General features: G+C 63.3%; 16 protein-coding genes. 13 read left to right on the forward strand and 3 right to left on the reverse strand.

Annotation, left to right across the window (positions count from 1 at the left end; genetic code table 11):
* Positions 1-77 precede the first annotated feature (77 nt).
* Complete coding sequence (gene polA, locus BI344_RS01685) at positions 78-2,879, reverse strand: DNA polymerase I (protein ID WP_083338662.1); 2,802 nt, start codon at positions 2,877-2,879, stop codon at positions 78-80.
* Between the two features lie 13 nt (positions 2,880-2,892).
* Between polA and BI344_RS01690 the strand changes: the two genes are divergently transcribed.
* The 7 genes from BI344_RS01690 to BI344_RS01720 all read left to right on the forward strand — a co-directional run bounded on the left by BI344_RS01690 (position 2,893) and on the right by BI344_RS01720 (position 11,778).
* Positions 2,893-3,621: an LOG family protein gene (locus BI344_RS01690; protein WP_071111236.1), complete on the forward strand. Its 729-nt coding sequence runs from the start codon at positions 2,893-2,895 to the stop codon at positions 3,619-3,621.
* 22 nt (positions 3,622-3,643) lie between these two features.
* Positions 3,644-3,973 (forward strand): DUF2782 domain-containing protein, encoded by a 330-nt coding sequence (locus BI344_RS01695; RefSeq protein ID WP_071111237.1) that lies wholly within the window; start codon positions 3,644-3,646, stop codon positions 3,971-3,973.
* Positions 3,974-3,982: 9 nt separating this feature from the next.
* Positions 3,983-4,924 carry a homoserine kinase gene (thrB, locus tag BI344_RS01700; protein WP_071111238.1) on the forward strand — a complete coding sequence of 314 codons (942 nt, stop codon included), beginning with the start codon at positions 3,983-3,985 and terminating at the stop codon, positions 4,922-4,924.
* Between the two features lie 143 nt (positions 4,925-5,067).
* A complete protein-coding gene (locus BI344_RS23600) occupies positions 5,068-5,370 on the forward strand; it encodes a hypothetical protein (RefSeq protein ID WP_083338661.1) in 303 nt (100 codons plus the stop codon).
* Between the two features lie 376 nt (positions 5,371-5,746).
* Positions 5,747-8,596 (forward strand): YjbH domain-containing protein, encoded by a 2,850-nt coding sequence (locus tag BI344_RS01710; RefSeq protein ID WP_071111239.1) that lies wholly within the window; start codon positions 5,747-5,749, stop codon positions 8,594-8,596.
* Positions 8,597-8,620: 24 nt separating this feature from the next.
* Positions 8,621-10,570, forward strand: coding sequence for an SLBB domain-containing protein (locus BI344_RS01715; RefSeq protein WP_071111240.1), 1,950 nt, complete (start codon positions 8,621-8,623; stop codon positions 10,568-10,570).
* A 29-nt stretch (positions 10,571-10,599) separates the two neighbouring features.
* The gene (locus BI344_RS01720; protein ID WP_071112023.1) at positions 10,600-11,778 is read left to right on the forward strand and encodes a GumC family protein; all 1,179 of its coding nucleotides are present in this window, start codon (positions 10,600-10,602) and stop codon (positions 11,776-11,778) included.
* A 52-nt stretch (positions 11,779-11,830) separates the two neighbouring features.
* On the opposite strand, the gene BI344_RS01725 is transcribed toward BI344_RS01720, so the two are convergent.
* Positions 11,831-13,036, reverse strand: coding sequence for a multidrug effflux MFS transporter (locus tag BI344_RS01725; protein ID WP_071111241.1), 1,206 nt, complete (start codon positions 13,034-13,036; stop codon positions 11,831-11,833).
* Between the two features lie 183 nt (positions 13,037-13,219).
* Here BI344_RS01725 and arsC point away from each other — a divergent pair, with 183 nt between their 5' ends.
* From arsC to BI344_RS01750, 5 genes are all read left to right on the forward strand, one after another.
* On the forward strand, positions 13,220-13,570 hold the full coding sequence (gene arsC / locus BI344_RS01730) for an arsenate reductase (glutaredoxin) (protein ID WP_071111242.1): 351 nt from the start codon (positions 13,220-13,222) through the stop codon (positions 13,568-13,570).
* A gap of 197 nt (positions 13,571-13,767) precedes the next feature.
* Positions 13,768-14,268, forward strand: coding sequence for a MarR family transcriptional regulator (locus tag BI344_RS01735; protein WP_071111243.1), 501 nt, complete (start codon positions 13,768-13,770; stop codon positions 14,266-14,268).
* 94 nt (positions 14,269-14,362) lie between these two features.
* The gene (locus BI344_RS01740) at positions 14,363-15,772 is read left to right on the forward strand and encodes an efflux transporter outer membrane subunit (RefSeq protein WP_241499229.1); all 1,410 of its coding nucleotides are present in this window, start codon (positions 14,363-14,365) and stop codon (positions 15,770-15,772) included.
* Positions 15,773-15,784: 12 nt separating this feature from the next.
* Complete coding sequence (locus tag BI344_RS01745; RefSeq protein ID WP_071111245.1) at positions 15,785-16,939, forward strand: HlyD/EmrA/EmrK family protein; 1,155 nt, start codon at positions 15,785-15,787, stop codon at positions 16,937-16,939.
* A gap of 13 nt (positions 16,940-16,952) precedes the next feature.
* Positions 16,953-18,485 (forward strand): DHA2 family efflux MFS transporter permease subunit, encoded by a 1,533-nt coding sequence (locus BI344_RS01750; RefSeq protein WP_071111246.1) that lies wholly within the window; start codon positions 16,953-16,955, stop codon positions 18,483-18,485.
* 58 nt (positions 18,486-18,543) lie between these two features.
* Here BI344_RS01750 and BI344_RS01755 read toward each other — a convergent pair whose 3' ends face one another.
* On the reverse strand, positions 18,544-19,413 hold the full coding sequence (locus BI344_RS01755) for a LysR family transcriptional regulator (protein ID WP_071111247.1): 870 nt from the start codon (positions 19,411-19,413) through the stop codon (positions 18,544-18,546).
* Between the two features lie 114 nt (positions 19,414-19,527).
* Here BI344_RS01755 and BI344_RS01760 point away from each other — a divergent pair, with 114 nt between their 5' ends.
* Positions 19,528-20,553, forward strand: a complete 1,026-nt coding sequence (locus BI344_RS01760) for a YeiH family protein (RefSeq protein ID WP_071111248.1) — start codon at positions 19,528-19,530, stop codon at positions 20,551-20,553.
* Positions 20,554-20,637: the final 84 nt, after the last annotated feature.

Below are 20,637 nucleotides of genomic sequence, written 5' to 3' on the forward strand. Positions count from 1 at the left end.
AGAAAATCGCCAACCGAACGGCTGCGGAAAAAAAACGGCGCCCGCGGGCGCCGTTGCGGATGAGTTGCCGCTCAGCCTCAGTGCGCGGCCTCCCAGTTGTCGCCGGCGCCCACTTCCGCCAGCAGCGGCACTTTGAGTGCGGCCACTCCAGCCATGATCTCGGGCAGGCGGCGCTTGACCAGCTCCAGCTCGGCCTGGGGCACTTCCAGCACCAGTTCGTCATGCACCTGCATGATCAGCTTGCTTGAGAGGCCATCCTGCTCCAGCCAGTTTTGCACCGCGATCATCGCCAGCTTGATCAGGTCCGCCGCGGTGCCCTGCATCGGCGCGTTGATGGCGGCGCGCTCGGCGCCGGCGCGGCGCGCCGGGTTGGCCTGCCTGATTTCCGGCAAGTACAGGCGGCGGCCGAACACCGTCTCCACATAGCCCTGCTCGCGCGCGGTCTCGCGGGTGGTCTGCATGTACTCGGCCACGCCCGGATAGCGCATGAAGTAGCGGTCGATGTACTGCTGGGCGGCGCTGCGCTCGATGTCCAGCTGCGCGGCCAGCCCGAAGGCGCTCATGCCGTAGATCAGGCCGAAGTTGATCGCCTTGGCGGCGCGGCGCTGGTCGGCGGTGACGGCGGACAACTCGACGCCGAACACTTCGGCGGCGGTCGCCCTGTGAATGTCCTCGCCGCTGGCGAAGGCCCTCAGCATGCCCGGATCATCCGACAGGTGAGCCATGATGCGCAGCTCGATCTGCGAATAGTCGGCGGAGACGATGCTGCAGCCCGGCGGCGCGATGAAGGCTTCGCGCACGCGGCGGCCCTCGGCGGTGCGCACCGGGATGTTCTGCAGATTGGGGTCGTTGCTCGATAAGCGGCCGGTGATCGCCACCGCCTGTGAATAAGTGGTGTGCACGCGGCCGGTCTGTGGATAAATCAGCAGCGGCAGCTTGTCGGTGTAAGTGGACTTCAGCTTGGCTAGGCCGCGGTATTCCAAGATGCACTTGGGCAGCGGGTGGTCGAGCGCCAGCTGCTCCAGCACCGACTCGTCGGTGGAATAGCCGCCGGACGGCGTCTTCTTGACGCCCTTGGTGGCAATGGCCAGCTTGCCGAACAGAATCTCCTGCAACTGTTTCGGCGAGTTGAGGTTGAACGGCTGTCCGGCCAGCTCGTAAGCCTGCTGCTCCAGCGTCAGCATCTGGCCGCCCAGCTGGTGGCTCTGCGCCGCCAGCCGGTCGCGGTCTATCAGCACGCCGTGGCGCTCCATCTTGAACAGCACTTCGGCCACCGGCAGCTCGATGTCGCGGTACACCTTCTCCAACGCGCCGGATAGCTCGCCGGCGAAATACTGGTTAAGCCGCAGCGTGATGTCGGCGTCCTCCGCCGCGTAGTTGGCGGCGATGGCGACGTCCACCTCGGCGAATCCGATCTGCTTGGCGCCCTTGCCGCAGATGTCCTCGTAGCTGACGGTGTTCTCGCCCAGATGGCGGCGCGCCAGGTCGTCCATATTGTGGCGCTGGTGGCTTTCCACCACGTAGGAGGCCAGCATCGAGTCATCGGCGATGCCGCGCAGGGCGATGCCGTGATTGGCCAGCACATGGCAGTCGTACTTCAGGTTCTGGCCGCATTTCTTCCTGGACGCGTCCTCCAGCCAGGGTTTGAGCCGGGCCAGTGTCGCGTCCAGCGGCAGTTGCTCGGGCACACCGGCATAATGGTGGGCCAGCGGCAGGTAGGCCGCCTTGCCGGCCTCTATCGAGAAGCTGACGCCGACGATGCGCGCCAGCATCGGCTCCAGGCTGGTGGTTTCGGTGTCGAACGACACCATGGGCGCGGCCATCAGCGCCTCCAGCCAGGCGTCCAGCTGGGCCTCGGTGAGAATGGTTTCGTACTGGCGCGCCAGCTCGCCCTCGGGCAGAGCGGCTTGCAGGACAGGCGCTGCGGCTGCAGGCTCGGAGAACATGTCTGCCTGATGCGATGGCGCGGGGATTGCCGCCGGCCTGTCGTCAAGGCGCTGGGCGACCGCAGGCATCTGGGCCCCCTCGGTCACTTCGCGGTAGAAGGTGCGGAAGCCCAGGTCCTGGAACAGTTCGGCCAGCCGCGGCTTGTCCTTCTGGCCGTGCTGCAGGCCGGGCAGGCCATGCGGCAGATCGGCGGCCAGGTCGACGTCGCACTTGATGGTGATCAGCTCTCGTCCCTTTGGCAGCCATTCCAGCGCCGCGCGCAGGTTCTCACCCACCTTGCCGCCGATGTCGGCCGCGCCAGCGATGACCGCGTCCAGATTGTCGTACTGCTCCAGCCATTTAACAGCGGTTTTGGGGCCGCACTTGTCGACGCCGGGCACATTGTCCACCTTGTCGCCTATCAGGGTCAGGTAGTCGACGATGCGGTTCGGCGGCACGCCGAACTTTTCCTTCACTCCGGCTTCGTCCAGTAGCTCGTTGGTCATGGTGTTGACCAGCGTCACCGCCGGCGTCACCAGCTGCGCCATGTCCTTGTCGCCGGTGGAGACGATCACCTGCATGCCGGCCGCGGCGGCCACGTGCGCCAGCGTGCCGATCACGTCGTCGGCCTCCACTCCCGGCACCACCAGCATCGGCCAGCCCGAAGCTTGCACCACGTCGTGGACCGCCGTAATCTGGGAGGCAAGCTCCTCGGGCATCGACGGGCGATTGGCCTTGTATTCGGGGTACAGGTCGTCGCGGAAGGTCTTGCCCTTCGCGTCGAAGACGCAGGCGCTATAATCGAACTCAACCTCCTTCTCCAGCCGCCTGAGCATGTTCACCATGCCATAGACAGCTCCCACCGGTCGGCCATCCGGAGAACGCAAATCGGGCATCGCGTGAAAGGCGCGGTACAAGTAAGAAGAGCCGTCGATCAATAACAATGTTTTCATAAGAGGCAGAAGTATGAGCTTGTCCGATAAGTTGCCGCAGACCAGTGACCGTCACGCCATGATGCAGCGCTTCCGTTCCCGCGAGGCCTGGCACGTGATGAAGATATTGTCGGAGTTTGTCGAGTCGGCCGAGGAACTGCAAGGCATTACCCCGGCGGTAAGCATATTCGGCAGCGCGCGCACACCGCGCGATCACAAATACTACAAACTGACCGAGGATGTGGCGCGGCGTCTGTCCGACTCCGGCTTCTCGGTGATATCCGGCGGCGGCCCCGGCATCATGGAAGCCGCCAACAAAGGGGCATTTTACGGCAGAAGTCTGTCGGTGGCGCTCAACATCGTGCTGCCGCATGAACAAAAACCCAACGATTACCAAGATCTGTCGGTCAAGTTCAACCACTTCTTCAGCCGCAAGGTGATGTTCGTCAAGCACGCCATCGCCTACGTGGTGATGCCCGGCGGCTTCGGCACGCTGGACGAGATGTTCGAGGCGCTGACGCTGATCCAGACCGGCAAATGCCGCAAGATCCCCATCATCCTGTGCTGCAGCGAATTCTGGGCCGGCCTCCTGGACTGGGTGAGGGACCGCCTGGTCAGCGAAGGCATGATCAACGCCTACGACCTGAACCTGATCCAGCTGATCGACGATCCGCAGCAAATCGTCGACACCATTTTCAAGCACTACGAAACCCGCGGCTTCGCCGCGCTGCCCGAAGAACGCGAACAGCTGCTCAACCTATAACGCATATCAATAAGGACAATCTATGCGCCGCCTCACCGCCCTGCTTCTCCTCCTGCCGCTGGCCCCCGCCTTCGCCGCCGACGCATCCGCGCCGGCCAAGGCGTTGGTGCCGCCGCCGCCCGTCATCAGCCCGGACAACTCCGCCGAACCGGAACCGGAAGTGCGCCTGATCCAGAAGGGCGACGAGAAGATCGAGGAGTACCGGCTGAACGGCCAGTTGTACATGATAAAGGTGACGCCGGGCCATGGCGTGCCGTATTACCTGATAGACGACAACGGCTCCGGCACCATGAAACAGGTCGACCCGGCCACACGCATCCTCATCCCACGCTGGGTGCTGGTGCGTTTCTGAGGAGTTTGCATGTCGGTTTACACCACGGTCAGCCGTGAAACCCTGCAGCAATGGCTGCAGGGTTATGCATTGGGCAGTCTGCAGGAACTGCAAGGCATCGCCGCAGGCATCACCAATACCAATTACTTCGTCACCACCAGCCACGGCCGCTATGTGCTGACGCTGTTCGAAACCCTGCAACTGGACGAGTTGCCCTACTACCTGTCGCTGATGAGCCACCTGGCCAGGCACGGCGTCGCCTGTCCGGCTCCGATCGCCGATCATGCCGACCGCTTTGCCTCGCTGCTGTCCGGCAAGCCGGCCTGCCTGGTCAGTTGCCTGCAAGGCGCCGATGTCAGCGCGCCCAGCCCCGCCCAATGCCGTGCCGTGGGCGAGATGCTGGCGCAAATGCACAAGGCCTCGGCCACCTTCCCGCTGCAAATGAAGAATCCTCGCGGGCCGCGCTGGTGGAACCGCATCGCGCAGCGGCTGTATCCGCAGCTGCCGGCTGACGAGGCGGAGACGCTGCGCGCCGAGATCCAGTTCCAGGACAGCCGCCGCTTCGATCACCTGCCATCGGGTGTGATCCACGCCGACCTGTTCCGCGACAATGTGTTGATGGACGGCGATCAGATCGCCGGCTTCATCGACTTCTATTACGCCTGCAACGACATCCTGCTGTACGATGTCGCCATCGCGGTAAACGACTGGGCGCGGCGCGACGACGGCAGTCTCGACGACGCCCTGGCCCGAGCACTGCTGGACGGCTATCAATCGGAGCGGCCGCTCAATCAGGACGAGCGCGACAGCTGGCCGGTGATGCTGCGCGCCGCGGCACTGCGTTTCTGGGTATCCCGCCTGCAAGATCTTTACCAGCCGGTGACCGGCGAATTGACCTACACCAAGGACCCCGCCATCTTCCGCGATCTGTTGCATAGCCACCATCAACGGGTAGATTTCTGGCTGGACTGAGTCGGCTGTCCGGTGACCTCATTGCCACGTTCACAATGTTGTCATCGGATTCGACTTGAAAATCGTAAAAATTCACATACCATCAGTGATGAGTAGTAGCTGTTTTTTGATTTCCGTAGTTCAACTTGAGCAAAGGATTCATCATGCTGCTAAAAAAAATCATCACCATTACCCTGGCCGTGATGCTCGCCACTCCGGCCTTCGCCGCTGAAGAAGCTGCCGGCACTGCGGGAACTAGCGGTACGGCTGGTACTGCCGGTACGGCTGGTACTGCCGGCACCGTGGGCACCACTACCGCCGCCGCCGGCGTAGCAGGCACCACCGCAGGCTTGGCAGGCCTGAGCATCGGTACCATCGCGGCCATCGGCGCCGCCGTTGCCGCGGCCGTTGCGGTATCCAGCAACAGCAACTCCTCGTCCTCCCACTCCGCTGCCACGCACCACTAAGCACGGATGCAAACCGTACTGCTGAAACGCCAGGCAGGCTGGTGGTCTACACCGTGCCGCCTGGCAAAATGCCAAAGAGTTTAAATAAGATTTAATAATATTTTTTGGCATTACTTCCAACACGAAAAACAGCAAAATACACCGTCAAGCAATACCGCAACTGATGCGACTCAAGGGACTGTTCTGAAAGTTTGATCCGTTTTGCATTCCGGTCACACCCGTCTAGAGATGCACGGCAGCCACCGGTTCGCACAGGATCACCCTCACCGTTTTCAGGCCTCTCTTGCTTATCGCTGATGATGCATATAAAGGGGGCCGCCGATCAGGCCGGCACATAAGCAGCGACAGCTGCATCTAATAAATCCGGACCGCAGTAATGCAGAATAAATCCAGACGCTATCTGGTTACGGGGGTGCTGCAAGGAGGGCTGCCGCTCATCTTGGCCTGCGGTGCGTTTGCCCAGCCATCTCTGACTGGACAGATCGGCTATATCAACATGCCATCGGCTAGAGTGGGCGAAGATGGCACCTTCAGTCTTGGTTACGGCTACGACAAGCCATACGGCGTCCTGTGGACCTCCACCACAGTATTGCCTTGGCTTGAGGTATCCGGCCGCTATACCTCCATCTCGGGCATTCCTGGCTTTGACAATCCGCAATACGGCGGCAATTATGGCCGTTATAAAGACAAGGCCATAGACCTGAAATTCAAGCTGTGGGACGAGTCCGGCCTGATGCCGGAAATTGCGCTGGGCACCACCGACATCGTCGGCAACCGCTTGTGGAAAAGCACTTACCTGGTTGCCAGCAAGAACCTGCTGCCTGGTCTGGAAGCATCGCTGGGCTACGGCAAAGACCGCATACAGGGCGCGTTCGGCGGCCTGCGCTACACCCCTCAGGCGCTACCCAACTGGTCGCTGGTAGCCGAATACGACGCTAACAACTACCGCCAGGACCCCTACGAATCGACTACCTTGGCTGCGGACCGCAAAAAGGGGCCGGTTGTCGGCATCGAATACCAATGGGGCTGGCTGGGGCTGCAGGTCGCCCGCCAGAAAACCCTCAACAGCATCAACGCCCATATCGACATCCCGCTGAACGTGAAGGAATTCGTTCCCAAGATCCAGGAGCCCGACTACTTCCGCGGCGGCCCCGATCTGCCTGCCCGCCCCACTTTGGCGCAATGGAAGAACAGTCCCGACTACGCCAGCCAACTCGCCACGGCCCTCAGCAAGCAGGACTTCAAAAACATTCGCATCGGCATGCAGCGCGACGCGCTGGTGATGGAGCTGAGCAATAGCCGCATCTCCAATGTCGGCCGCGCGGTAGGCCGCGCGGTGCGTACCGCGCTCTATTTCGCGCCGCTGGAAACACGGGAAATCAAGGTGGTCTACACCGAGTTCGAACAGCCGGTGGCCACTTACAGCTTCTACGACATGCCGACGCTCAACGACTATCTGCTGGGCAAGGTCAATCGCAACCGCTTTCTCGAAACCGTGAACATCCGCCCGGGACGCGACGAGGAAACCCAGCCGCTGGAAAGCAAATCCCTGGCCCAAGGACTGCAGGAGAACATCCAGCTCAACCTGCTGACCAATCAGGAAGGTGATCTGGTCCAGGTCACCAGCAACGACCCGGAAGACAACCACTTCCACCTGGCGCCCAAGTTCGGCGTCTATTTCAACGACCCCAGCGGCGCCTTCCACTACGACATCATGGCGGAAGCCACCTACAAGCGTCGCCTGGGCAGCGGCCTGTATCTGGACAGCGCGCTGAGCGCCGACCTATACAACACCATCACGGCGGTGACGCAGCCGTCCAACAGCCTGCTGCCCCACGTCCGCTCCGACATCGCCGACTACAAGCGTATCAAGACGCCCAAGCTGAACCGCTTCCTGCTCAGCCAGTACATGGCCTTGACTCCCAACACCTATGCTCGGGCTTCGGCCGGCATCTACGAGGAAATGTTCCGCGGCGCCGGCGGCCAGATCCTGTATTACCCCAGCGTGAAGAACTGGGCGCTAGACCTGACCGTGGACGCGCTGCAGCAACGCGACGTTCAGGGCTGGTTCGGCAAGCGCGACTACCAGACCATCACCGCGCTGGCTGCCTTGCATTACCAGTTGCCCATGGGCGTGACCGCCACCATGCGCGCCGGCCGCTTCCTGGCCAAGGACGACGGCGTGCGCTTCGAACTCAAGCGGCGATTCCACTCCGGCATCGAAGCCGGCTTCTGGTACACCAAGACCAACGGCAACGACATCACCAGTCCGGGCACCCCCGCCAAGCCCTACAACGACAAGGGAATGTTCTTCACCATCCCGCTCAACAGCCTGCTGACATTCGATAGCCGCACCGCCGGCGACTTCTCGCTATCGCCCTGGACCCGCGACGTCGGCCAGATGGTGATGACGCCGGGCGATCTATACGAGATTCTCAGCGACCCCAAACGCGACATCAACTCCTACGACGGCCTGGGCAACTTTGCCGAACGGCCCGATGAGCAAAGCCTACCGGCCGTCAATCCGCCGCAGCCCAGCTATCACCCGTGGCCGATGATACGGATGCGATTGGAGGATTCCGGCACCCAATGGCTGCAGATCGACGACAAGGCCGCCGCGCTGGGCACGGCAGCGGTTGCCACGCTGGCGGCCATGGGCTTGGATCGCCCGGTGAACCGGCTGTTCCAGAACCACCAGCAGAATCGCCTGGTCAAGGACTGGGGCAAGCTGGGCAAGGATCTGCCCTATGCCGCCGTTGCCCTCTCCGGCGCGGCCTTCGCGCTGGGCGACGACAGGCTGAGCAATACCGGCCTGATCGCGCTGGAGTCCAGCGCCGCGGCGCTGGCCGGCAGCGAATTGCTCAAGGGCGTGGTCAATCGCGAACGGCCGGGCAGCAGCGACAGTCCGTGGCGCACGCAGCCGGCCGGACAGTCGCGGTTGAGCAGCAGCTTCACCTCCAACCACGCCGCGGTGATGTTCGCCGCCGTCACCCCGTTCGCCAAGGAGTACGACCAACCCTGGCTGTACGGCGTCGCCGCCTTCGGCGCGGCCGGCCGGTTGGCCAGCCGCGACCATTGGCTGTCGGACGTCGCTGTCGGCGGCCTGCTCGGCTATGTGATGGGCAACTGGCTATGGCAAGCCCAGCGCGACGACAGCCGCTACCGCAGCAATGTGATCATCAGTCCGAAGCAGGTTGGGGTACAGGTCCAAGTTCCTATTCAATAAGTCTCAATAGCGGGAAGCCAAGCCATGACTGCAAGCATCTTGAAATCGAGCGGAAAAACCATACTCGCGCTATGCCTGCTGGCGGCCAGCAGCGGTTTGCAGGCGGCAGGCGGCGGCAATGTCAGCTACCCCAGCACCACCATGCCCGGTTATGAAACCGACAACAGCAACGGGCTGCCATCGATCAACGCCTTTCCCGCAACCCAGGCGGGCTACGACAGGCAACAACAACCGCAAACGCCCCAAACTGGCCGGGGCAACTCCCCCTACCCGCAGCGCATCCCGCTCAATCTGGACGACAACGGCTATGAGCTGAACCCGCTTGACGGCAAGCCCAAGCTGCCGCCGTTCACCGACTATGTGCAGAAAGCCACCGAGAAAACCCTACCGATATTCGGCAGCAAACTGTTCCGCAATCCATACAATAATTTCGAATCAGCCGACGGCGTGCAGGTCAATCCCGATTATGTGATCGGCAGCGGCGACCAGCTGCAGGTCAAGGGTTGGGGCATGGTGGACATCGACCTGGCGCTGACCGTCGATCGCAACGGCTCCATCTATCTGCCGCGCGTCGGCAGCATCGCCGTGGCAGGCGTGCGCTACCGCGACTTGCAGGGCCTGCTGAAAAAAAGCGTCAGCCGGGTGTTCAACAACTTCGATCTCAGCGTCAGCCTGGCGCAGAGCCGTTCCGTCCAGGTCTACGTGGTCGGGCACGCCCGCCAGCCTGGCAGCTATACGCTCAATGCGATGAGCACGCTGCTCAACGCCCTGCTGAAAGCCGGCGGCCCCGACGACAGCGGCAGCCTGCGCCGCGTCGCGTTGATGCGCGATGGCAAGGAAGTGGCCAAGGTCGACCTATACGCGATCCTGGTGGATGGCGACAAATCCGAGGATCAGACCCTGCGCGACGGCGACGTGATCCAGATTCCCGCCGCCGGACCTAGGGTGGCGCTGCTTGGCGATGTCAAGACGCCGGCCATCTACGAATTCCGCGACGGCGAAAACGTCCGCAACCTGCTGCACTGGGCCGGCGGGCTGGAGTCCGCCGCCGAAGGCAAGGAGCTCTGGATAGAGAAAAGCGTGAACAACCGCTTCGCCAATGTGGGCCGCCTGCAAGGCGACTACCAGACGCTGTCCAGCCTTGCCCTCACCGCCGGCGACATCTTCCGCTTGCACGTGCCCGGCGCCCAGCCGGTCAGCGTGCAGAAGAACGACGAATTCGTCAGCGTGGGCGGCGAGGTCGAACACACCGGCACCTTCCAGATCCGCAAGGGCGAAACCCTGCGTCAGCTGATCATGCGCCTGGGCGGCGTCAACGACGACGGCTATGTGTTCGCCACCCAACTCAAGCGCGAAAGCATACGCCAGATGCAGCAGCAGAAGCTGGACGAGGTTTCCGGCCGTTTCGAAAAGGAATTGGAGCAGAACGCCGCCGGCCGCCTGTCCCGGCTCACCGACAAGGATGCGATCGCCTCGGTCACCGCCGAGGTGGAGCGCCAGCGCCAGATCGCCGCCAAGATGCGCACGGTCAAGGCCGAGGGCCGAGTGGTGCTGGAGTTGCAAGACGCCAACGCCCAGGTCAAGGATCTGCCCGATCTGGAACTGCAGGACGGCGACCAGGTGGAGATTCCGCGCCGCCCGGGCACCGTCAACGTGCTGGGGGCGGTGTACCAGAGCAATGCCTTCATCTATAGGCCGCAGCGCTCGGTCAGCGATTATCTGGCGCTGGCCGGCGGCGTAGTCGACAGCGGCGACAAATCCTCCATTTATGTATTGCGCGCCGACGGCACTGTAGCCAGCAGCAACAACGGCAACTGGTTTTCCGGCGTCGGCGGCAAACGCATCAACCCCGGCGACACCATCGTCGTGCCGGAAGAGCTGAACGCCGGCAGCTGGACCCAGGCGTTGAAGGAATGGACTTCCATCCTGTACCAATTCGGCCTAGGCGCCGCCGGCCTGAAGGTTCTGAAGTGAGCAACGGCCAGATCGAGAAGGAGACGCAGATGCAAAACGCAACCCACGCCGCCGACAAGAACGAAGTCGACCTGCTGGCCCTGCTGCTGCGGCTGACCCGCCACAAACGCTGGATATTTGGCTGCACGCTGTTGCTCGGCGCGCTGGCGCTGGCCTACTGCCTGCTGGCCAGGCCGGTGTTCACCGCCACCACCAGCATCATGCCGCCGCAGCAGCAAAACAACGGCATGAGCGCGCTGCTGGGACAGCTGGGCGGGCTGGCCAGCACGGCGGGAGGGCTCTCGGGACTGAAAAACCCCAATGATCTCTACGTCGGCATGCTGCAAAGCCGCAGCGTGGCGGACAAGCTGATCCAGCGTTATCAGTTGAAGCAGCGCTATCAGGAAAACACTCTGGATGGCACCCGCAAGGCGCTGCAAAATTTGAGCAATTTCAGCAACGGCAAGGACGGACTGATCACCATCAGCGTCGACGATCACGATCCGAAATTCGCCGCCATGCTGGCCAATGGCTATGTCGGGGAATTGAAGGCGTTGAACCAGTCGCTGGCGGTGACCGATGCCGCCAAGCGCAGATTGTTCTTCGAGCAGCAATTGAAGCAGATCAAGGACCAACTGGCCGACGCCGAAATCGCGCTGCGCAAGACCCAGGAAAGCACCGGCATGGTGCTGCCGGAAGGCCAGTTGCCGGCCATCGTCGGCTCGATCACCCAGCTGCGCGCCAACATCGCGGCCAAGGAGGTGCAATTGGAGGCGATGAAGAGCTATGCCACCGCGCAAAACCCGCTCTACATCCGCACCGAACAGGAACTGGCGGGACTACGCGAACAACTCTCGAAGATGGAGACCGGCAACGGCAACGGCCACGACCTGCTGGTTCCCACTGGCAAGGTGGCGCAAAGCGGGCTGGAATACCTGCGCAAGCTGCGCGAAGTCAAGTACCAGGAAACCATCTTCGAACTGCTGTCCAAGCAATACGAACTGGCGCGGATAGACGAAGCCAAGGACTCCTCGCTGATCCAGGTGCTGGACCCGGCGGTGCCGCCTGAATTGAAAAGCAAACCCAAGCGCAGCCTGATCATGGCGCTGGGCCTGTTCGCCGGCTTGTGCCTTGGCGTGCTGACCGCCTTGCTGCGCGACCGCCTGGTGAAACAGCAAGAGCAGGGACGCCAGCGCGAAATGGTCCTGGCGATGAAGAACAACAACTGAGCAAAGACGCCAGCCGGATGCCTGCCAAATGGACGGCAGGCGGCGGTGGCCCCTATCGCCCCAACGCCCTCATCCGCAGCCGGTAACCCATCCGGCAGGCAAAGCCCAGCACCAGCAGTAGGCACATCCACAGCGCCAGCCGCAGAGAGCTGGACCAGGCCAGGGGCGCGATCGCCCCGGCCACCAGGCTGGACAGCATGGTCTGGCAAAAACCCTGCAGCGACGACACCGTGCCGCGCAGCGAAGGAAACTGATCCATCAGATTGATGGTGATCGACGGCGCCGCCAGCGACATGCCAGTGGTGTACAGCGCCAGCGGCAGCACCGCCCACGGCAAAGCCAGCTGGCTGGCCGCCAGGTTATAGCCCAGGTTGAGCGCCGCCGCGGCGAACATCAGCCAATAACCGCGCGACACGATCTCGCGCTGCGAGAAATGGCCGGCCATCCGCCCGGACAAGTAGGCGCCGAACATGATGCCCGACACCGCCGGCCCGAACATCCACAGAAACTGGCTGGGTCCCAGATGCAGATGCTGCATCAGAAATACCGGCGCAGACGGCACATACAGGAAAAATCCGGCAAAATTGAACGACACTGCGGCGGTCAGCAGCTGAAAGTCGCGCTTCTTCGCCACTTGCCAGTAATTGGCCAGCAGATGGCGCGCCTTCAAGGGCTGGCGGGCTTCATGGGCATGGGACTCCTCCAGGCCGAACCAGCACAGCGCAAACAGCGCGAATCCCACCAGCGCCATGAACACGAAGATGGAATGCCAGCCGAAGGCGCCGAACAACCAGCCGCCCACCACCGGCGCGATGGCCGGCGACAAGGAAAACAGCATGGTCACCTGCGACATCAGCCGCTGCGCATGCGCGCCGTCCAGCCGGTCGCGGATGATCGCCCGCCCCACCACCAGGCCGGCCCCGCCGCACAAGCCCTGCAAACCGCGGAACAGCAGCAGCATGGCCAGGCTGTCGGACAAGGCGCAGCCCAGGGACGCCAGGCCGAACAGCAGCGTGGTGACCAGCACCACCGGCCGACGGCCCACCGCGTCTGAGATGGAGCCGTGCCATAACATCATCAGCGCGTAGCAGAACAGATAAACCGTCAGCGCCTGCTGCATCTGCAGCGGCGTCGCCGCCAGGCTGTCGCCGATGGCGCGCATGGCCGGCAAAAAAGTATCTATGGAAAAAGGACCGATGGTGGACAGGGCTGCCAGCAGGAAGACCAAGCCGAAATGACTGCGCGATGATGAGGACATGAGGCAATAATCATAAGCAATATCGTCATGTTAACGATAAGCACTCCGCTTGCCAAACGCTAGCAGCAGGCTTGGCAGGCGCGGTCTTTCATGCCACGATGCCGCCATCTTCCCATCACCCAGCGACAGGGTTATGCTGCGTCAATGCCGCAGATCCCCGCCCCATAACAAGGGAGAAGCCACATGATCCGTCTTTACCACAATCCCAAATGCTCGAAGTCGCGCGCGGCGCTGGCCCTGCTGGAAGAGGCCGGCGCCGAGATCGAAGTCGTCGAATACCTGAAGCACCCGCCCAGCCATGAGGAGCTGGATCGGCTGTTGCAACTGCTGGGGCTGGAACCGCGCGAGTTGATGCGCCAGAAGGAAGAGGAATACGCTGACCTCTATCTGGACGACATCACGCTGGAACGCAAGCATCTGATCGCCGCGATGGTGGACAATCCCAATCTGATCGAGCGCCCGATCGCCATCGGCGATAACCGCGCCATCATCGGCCGTCCGCCGGAACAGGTGCTGCTCCTGCTGACCCGATAAGCGCCCGCGCTTGCCATCCCGCGGCCTGCCCTTCACGGCGCAGGCCGTTTTGCATGGCTCTCCCACGCCTCGCTCGCGGCGCAAGACCACACCACCTTCAATGCCATTGGCATCTTAACCACAGCTCGCGCAGATGAGCCATTAACGGGCTTATTATTACTTGCAAAATAATACCGTACGTTACTAAAATATCCGACATGAGCCCAAACAAGTCCTTTGCCCAATTGGAACAGGCGATCAACCACGTCGAGGCCCGCTTTCCCGGCGTGCCGCGCCAGGAAGTGATCCTCACCAGGCTGATCTTCCACATCGTGCCGCGGCTGAGCAGCCATATGTGCGAAAGCCTGAAGCAACACGGCTTGAACGAAACCGTGTGGATGGCGTTGCTGGCCTTGTACGCTTGCCCGAACCAGGCGCTCAATCCGAGCGACATCAGCGATACGCTGGACTCCTCGCGCACCAACGCCACTCGCATCGCCGACGAATTGGTGAAGAACGGCTGGGCGGCGCGCTCGACCAGCTCCGAGGACCGCCGCAAGATCGTGCTGGAGCTGACGCCAGCGGGCGTAACCCTGGTGGAAAGCCTGCTGCCCTACTCCCGCAAGATCCACAAGGAATTGTGGGCCGATTTTGACGACGAAGAAAAAATGCAGATGGAACGGCTGATGCGCAAGCTGCTGAGCAAGCTCGGCGGTTGAGCTAGTAGATGCTTTTTTCGCCCAAATAATAACTTGTGTGATTATCATCAGATATATCACAGCATCGCATACATCATTGATGGAGACCGACAAGGTGAACAAGAAATCTTGGCCACAGACCGCCGGCGTGCTGCTGATCAGCGCCGTGCTGGGCGGCTGCGCCAGCTTCGGCCCCGATGTCACCCCCGACCAGGCTCTGGGCGCCGAACAGCTGAAGCTGGCCGCGCCCGGCAAACAGAGCCTGAGCGGCGATTGGTGGCAGCAACTGAACGACCCTGCGCTGAACCGGCTGGTGGAGAGCACGCTGAAGGACGCGCCGTCGATGAAACTGGCGGCCGCGCGCCTGCGTCAGGCCCGCGCCGCGGTCGGCATCGTTGAAAGCAAGGACGGCCCGCAGCTGGATGCCACCGCCAACATCGCGCAGATCCACACCGACCAGCTCAAACCGCTGCTGCATGAAGACTACGTCACCGCCTACACCGCGGCGCTGATCGGCAGCTGGGAATTCGACTTCTGGGGCAAAAACCACGCCGCGGTCAGCGCCGCGCTCGGCCAGCAACAAGCGATCGCCTTTGAAGGCGAGCAGACCCGCCTGACGCTGACCCACGCGGTGATCGCCCAATACACCCAGCTGCAGCGCAGCCAGGCCCAGGCCGATCTGTTGACGCAACGGCTGGCCATCGCGCAAAGCCGCGAGAAGCTGACCCAAGCCCGCATCAACGCCGGCCTGCTGCCGGGCGACAACCAGCGCGGCAACGAGGTGTCGATCGAAAAGCTGCTGCAGCAGCAAAGCGCGTTCGCCAACGACATCGAGCGCAGCCGCCACGCGCTGGCCGCGCTGACCGGCCAGGGCCCGCAAGCCCAGGCCGCGCTGCAACCTGGCAAGCTGGACGTTCCGCCGGCGCCGCAGTTGGACAGCCTGGACGCCAATCTGCTGGGCCGCCGTCCCGACATCGCCGCCCAGCGCGCGCGCGTCGAGGCAATGGACAGCTCGGTCAAGGAAGCCCGTGCCGAGTTCTACCCCAATGTGAAGCTGACGGTGTTCGCCGGCCAAAGCTCGCTGGAAATGGACCAGTTGTTCAAGAGCGGCTCTTCGCTGTGGGGCTTCATGCCGGCGATCAATCTGCCGCTGTTCCACTCCGGCCAGCTGCAGTCCAACCTGTCCAAACAGCAGGCCGGCTACGACATGGCGGTGCAGCAGTACAACCAGACCGTGCTGGACGCGCTGCGCGACGCCGCCGACTCGGTATCCGGCTGGCAGAACAGCCAGCGCCAGCTGAAGCAGGCCGAGCGCGCGCTCGCCAGCAGCCGCAGGGCCAACGACGCGATGGTTTCGCGCCTGCGCGCCGGCCTGGTCAACAAGCTGTCGCTGCTTGACGCCCAGGACGCCCTGCTGAGCCAGCAATCCTCCTACATCGACGCCAAGGCCGCCAACCGTCTGGCCTGGGCTTCCCTGAATACCGCACTGGGTGGCGGCTTCGACTCCCTGCCCGCCAGCCACTAAGGACACCAAGCAATGGATCAGAAAATAGAAACCGCGAACAACCGCAAACGCAATCTGCTGGTGGCCACCACCGTGTTCGCCGCCATCGCCATCGGCTACGGCGCCTACTGGACCCTGGTGCTGAGCCATCAGGAAAACACCGACGACGCCTACGTCGGCGGCCACCTGGTGCAGGTCACGCCGGAAGTGGGCGGCACCGTCGCCAAGATCCTGGTGGACGACACCCAGGCAGTGACGGCCGGCCAACTGCTGCTGAGCTACGACAACAGCGACGCCCAACTGGCGTTCGAGCGCGCCCGCAACGAATTCGCCCAGACCGTGCGCCAGACCCGCCAGCTGATGACCAACACCCAGCAGCTCAACGCCCAGGTGGCGTTGCGCCAGGCGGAGCTGTCCCGCGCCGAAGCCGACCTGAAACGCCGCAAGCAGATCGCCGGCAGCGAGGCGATGTCCGCCGAAGAGCTGGGCCATGCCAACGATGCGGTCGCCGCAGCCCAGGCCTCCCTCACCGCCGCCCAAGAGCAGGCCAAGGCCGGCCTGGCGCTGGTAGGCAAAGACGCGCTGGCGCAGCAGCCCACGGTAAAGGCCGCCGCCAGCCGCCTGAAGGAAGCCTGGCTCAATCTGCAGCGCACCGAGATCAAGGCGCCGCTCTCCGGTACCATCGCCCGCCGCAACGTGCAGGTGGGCCAGCGCATCGCCGCCGGCACCCCGCTGATGGCGGTAGTACCGCTGGAAAACCTGTGGGTGGACGCCAACTTCAAGGAAAGCCAGTTGGCCAAGATCCGCGTCGGCCAGCCGGTGGAGATCAAGTCCGACCTCTACGGCGGCAAGGTCACCTACCACGGCAAGGTGCAGGGCCTGGCCGCCGGCAGCGGCAGCGCCTTCTCGCTGCTGCCGCCGCAGAACGCCACCGGCAACTGGATCAAGGTGGTGCAGCGCGTGCCGGTGCGCATCGCGCTGGATGCGCAGGAGCTGAAAGACCACCCGCTGCGGGTCGGCCTGTCGATAGACGCGGTGGTGGACACCAGCAACCAGGACGGCAAGTCGCTGGCCGAGGCCGCTCCGGCACACGCCCCCAGCGAGAACAACAACACGCTGCCCGACCTGAAGCAGGCCGACAAGCTGGTGGCCGACATCCTGGCCGCCAACGCCGAAGCCGGCAAGTAAGGAACCCTTCGCCATGAACCATCCGCCACTGACCGGCTCGAAACTGGTCTGGATCACGCTGGCGCTGTCGATGTCGGTGTTCATGCAGGTGCTGGACACCACCATCGCCAACGTGGCGCTGCCCACGATATCGGGCAACCTGGGCGCGGCCACCAGCCAGGGCACCTGGGTGATCACCTCCTTCGGCGTGGCCAACGCCATCGCGGTGCCGCTCACCGGCTGGCTGGCCAAACGCATCGGCGAGGTGAAGCTGTTCACCGCCTCCACCTTGCTGTTCGTGCTCACCTCCTGGCTGTGCGGCATGTCCAGCAGCCTGGAAATGCTGATCTTCTTCCGCATACTGCAAGGCGCGGTGGCCGGTCCGATGATTCCGCTGTCGCAAAGCCTGCTGCTCTCCTGCTATCCGGCAGCCAAGAAAGGACTGGCGCTGTCGCTCTGGGCGATGACGGTGATCGTCGCGCCGGTATTCGGCCCGATTCTGGGCGGGGTGATCAGCGACAACTGGCACTGGGGCTGGATCTTCTTCATCAACGTGCCGGTGGGACTGGCGGCGGCCTTCATTTCCTGGCGCATCATGAAGCCGCGAGAAACCGACACCGTCGACTTGCCGATCGACAAGATCGGCCTGGCGCTGTTGGTAATCGGTGTCGGTTCGCTGCAAATGGTGCTCGACCGCGGCAAGGAGCTGGACTGGTTCAACTCCGTCGAGGTCGTCACCCTGGCGGTGGTGGCGGTGCTGGCGCTGGTCTACCTGGTGATCTGGGAACTGGGCGAGGAACACCCCATCGTCGACCTGTCGCTGTTCAGCCGGCGCAACTTCACCGTCGGCACCATCGCCATCAGCCTGGGCTTCATGCTGTACTTCGGCACCGTGGTGCTGCTGCCCTTGATGTTGCAGACCCAGCTGGGCTACACCGCCACCTGGGCCGGCCTCGCCGCCGCGCCGATAGGCCTGATCCCGGTGGTGCTGTCGCCCATCATCGGCAAGAACGCGCACCGCTGGGACATGCGCTGGGTGGTGACAGTGAGCTTCAGCGTCTACGCCATCTGCTTCTTCTGGCGCAGCACCTTCAACCCGGACATGGACTTTTCCTACGTGGTATGGCCGCAGGTGGTGCAAGGCATAGGCGTGGCCTGCTTCTTCATGCCGCTGACCGCCATTACGCTGTCCGGCCTGCCGGCGTCGCGCATCGCCAGCGCCTCCAGCCTGTCCAACTTCCTGCGCATCCTGGCCGGCAGCATCGGCACCTCGATCACCACCACCATGTGGGACCGGCGCGAGGCGCTGCACCACTCCAAGCTGACCGAGCACGTCAGCCTGTACGATCAGGCCTCGCAAGAGTGGTTCGGCGTACTGGACAAGCTGGGGCTGAACTCCGGCCAGCAGGCGGCGCTGACCCAGCTGCAGGTCACCAAGCAGGGTTATGTCATGGCCGCCAACGAGATCTTCTGGCTGTCCGGCATCCTTTTCGTGATCCTGATCGGCCTGGTTTGGTTCGCCAAGCCGCCGTTCTCCGCCTCCGGCGGCGACAGCGGCGCGCACTGACGGTCGTTTCAGATCGCCGAAGCGACAACGGGCGAGGCCTTGCGGCCCCGCCCGTTTTTCATCGCAGCTGGCCGCCGAACGCCGCCATGCCGCGGCTGACCGCCTTGTCGCGGTGCTGTATCCGGTACAGGATGCGCGTCAGCGCCGGCAAGTCGGCGTCCACCTCGACGACGACGCCCGCCGCCAGCAGGTCGGCCACCACGTGGCGCGACAGGCAGCTGACGCCCAGGCCCGCCGCCACCGCGTGCTTGATCGCCTCGGAATGGCCCAGCTCCATGCTGATGGCCAGCCGCATCAAGTGCGGCAGCAGCACCCGCTCCACCTCCTCGCGCGTGCCGGAGCCGGCTTCGCGCAATATCCATTCGGCCTCGGCCAGTTCCGCCGCCGCCACCTTGCGCCCGGCCAGCGGATGGCCGGCGCCGACGAACACCAGCAATTCGTCCTGCCGCCAAGCGCTGGCCAGCAGCTCCGGATGGTGGCACGGGCCTTCTATCAGGCCGAAATCGACGCGGAAGGCCGCCACCGCCTCGACGATGTCGCGGGTATTGGCCACCTCCAGCTCCAGCCGCGCCCGCGGCCAATCCTTCCGGAATGCCGCCAGCAGCGGCGGCAGCAGATAGTTGGCGATGGTGGTGCTGGCGCCTATCCGCAGCGCCAGCGCGTCGCCCGCGAACAAGCCTTGCACGTCGGCGGCGGCGTCCAGCAATGCGCGGGCGCGCGGCAACAGCAGGCGGCCATGCTCATTGATCAGCAGCCGCCGCCCCACCCGGTCGAACAACTTCGCCCCCAGGCCCTGCTCCAGCTTGTCCAGCGCCTGGCTGGCGGCGGACTGGGTCAAGGCCAACCGGTTCGCCGCGCGCGTCACGGTATCCAGTTCCGCCACCGCCACGAATACTTCCAGTTCGCGCAGGCTGATATGCAGGCTCATTGCGCCCTCCATCGACAATTAATCATTTTTACTACTGATATCTATTAATTTTATCTGTTTTTCTACTGACATACAGTGGCGTATCTTGGTCATATACCGAAGAGGCATTAACTTATGACCAAATATCGCAACCTGATTCCCGGCCTGCTGTTGGCCCTGGGCCTGGCCGGCGCCGCCATCTGGGCCGCCGACATGCCGGCGATGAAAAACCTGGGCTTCTCCGCGCTCACCATCGCCATCGTCGGCGGCATGATCATCGGCAACACCGTCTATCGCTTCATCGCCGAGCCCAGCCACCACGGCATCGCCTTTTCCAAGCAGAAGCTGCTGCGCGCCGGCATCATCCTGTTCGGCTTCAAGCTGACCTTCCAGGACATCGCGGCGGTAGGCTTCTCCGGCGTATTGATAGACGCGCTGGTGCTGACTTCCACCTTCTTCCTGGCTTTCTGGGTCGGCCGCAGGAAACTGGGGCTGGACGAGCAGAGCGTGATCCTGATCGGCGCCGGCAGTTCGATCTGCGGCGCGGCGGCGGTGCTGGCCACCGAACCGGTGCTGAAGGCTCACGCCGAGAAAGTGGCGGTGGCGGTGGCCACCGTGGTGGTGTTCGGCACCGCGGCGATGTTCTTGTGGCCGATAATGTACGAGGCGGTGCGCTACCTGGGAATTTCCGAATTCAGCTACGGCCTGTTCGCCGGCTCCACCATCCATGAAGTGGCGCAGGCGGTGGCCGCCGGCAAATCGGTCAGCGACGCGGCGATGAACACTGCGGTGATCACCAAGATGATACGGGTCATGATGCTGGCGCCCTTCCTGATCGCGCTGTCCGGCTGGCTGGCGAAGAAGCACCGCGGCGACAGCCATGAGAAGACTGGCATCACCATCCCCTGGTTCGCCGTCGCCTTCCTCGGCGTGGCCGGCTTCAACTCCTTCAATCTGCTGCCGCACGCGCTGCTGAACCAGGTCATCGCGCTGGACAACCTGCTGCTGGCCGCGGCGATGGGCGCGCTGGGCATCACCACCCATGTCTCGGCCATCCGCCAGGCCGGCGCCAAACCGCTGCTGCTCGCCAGCGTGCTGTTCGGCTGGCTGATAATAGGCGGCGCGCTGATCAATATGGGCGTGATGACCGTACTGCGCTAAGTCGCCGCCGCACTCGCCAGCCCACGGGATCACAAGCCTGCGCAACGTCTTTGCCCCGCTTGGCTCTTGGGCAGCGCCATCGCT

The sequence above is a fragment of the Chromobacterium sphagni genome (assembly GCF_001855555.1).
GTDB classification, from domain to species: Bacteria; Pseudomonadota; Gammaproteobacteria; order Burkholderiales; family Chromobacteriaceae; genus Chromobacterium; species Chromobacterium sphagni.

Coding starts and splice junctions, on each gene's coding strand:
- polA (WP_083338662.1), bottom strand. CDS start 2,879: ATGAAAACATTGTTATTGATCGACGGCTCTTCTTACTTGTACCGCGCC.
- BI344_RS01690 (WP_071111236.1), top strand. CDS start 2,893: ATGAGCTTGTCCGATAAGTTGCCGCAGACCAGTGACCGTCACGCCATG.
- BI344_RS01695 (WP_071111237.1), top strand. CDS start 3,644: ATGCGCCGCCTCACCGCCCTGCTTCTCCTCCTGCCGCTGGCCCCCGCC.
- thrB (WP_071111238.1), top strand. CDS start 3,983: ATGTCGGTTTACACCACGGTCAGCCGTGAAACCCTGCAGCAATGGCTG.
- BI344_RS23600 (WP_083338661.1), top strand. CDS start 5,068: ATGCTGCTAAAAAAAATCATCACCATTACCCTGGCCGTGATGCTCGCC.
- BI344_RS01710 (WP_071111239.1), top strand. CDS start 5,747: ATGCAGAATAAATCCAGACGCTATCTGGTTACGGGGGTGCTGCAAGGA.
- BI344_RS01715 (WP_071111240.1), top strand. CDS start 8,621: ATGACTGCAAGCATCTTGAAATCGAGCGGAAAAACCATACTCGCGCTA.
- BI344_RS01720 (WP_071112023.1), top strand. CDS start 10,600: ATGCAAAACGCAACCCACGCCGCCGACAAGAACGAAGTCGACCTGCTG.
- BI344_RS01725 (WP_071111241.1), bottom strand. CDS start 13,036: ATGTCCTCATCATCGCGCAGTCATTTCGGCTTGGTCTTCCTGCTGGCA.
- arsC (WP_071111242.1), top strand. CDS start 13,220: ATGATCCGTCTTTACCACAATCCCAAATGCTCGAAGTCGCGCGCGGCG.
- BI344_RS01735 (WP_071111243.1), top strand. CDS start 13,768: ATGAGCCCAAACAAGTCCTTTGCCCAATTGGAACAGGCGATCAACCAC.
- BI344_RS01745 (WP_071111245.1), top strand. CDS start 15,785: ATGGATCAGAAAATAGAAACCGCGAACAACCGCAAACGCAATCTGCTG.
- BI344_RS01750 (WP_071111246.1), top strand. CDS start 16,953: ATGAACCATCCGCCACTGACCGGCTCGAAACTGGTCTGGATCACGCTG.
- BI344_RS01755 (WP_071111247.1), bottom strand. CDS start 19,413: ATGAGCCTGCATATCAGCCTGCGCGAACTGGAAGTATTCGTGGCGGTG.
- BI344_RS01760 (WP_071111248.1), top strand. CDS start 19,528: ATGACCAAATATCGCAACCTGATTCCCGGCCTGCTGTTGGCCCTGGGC.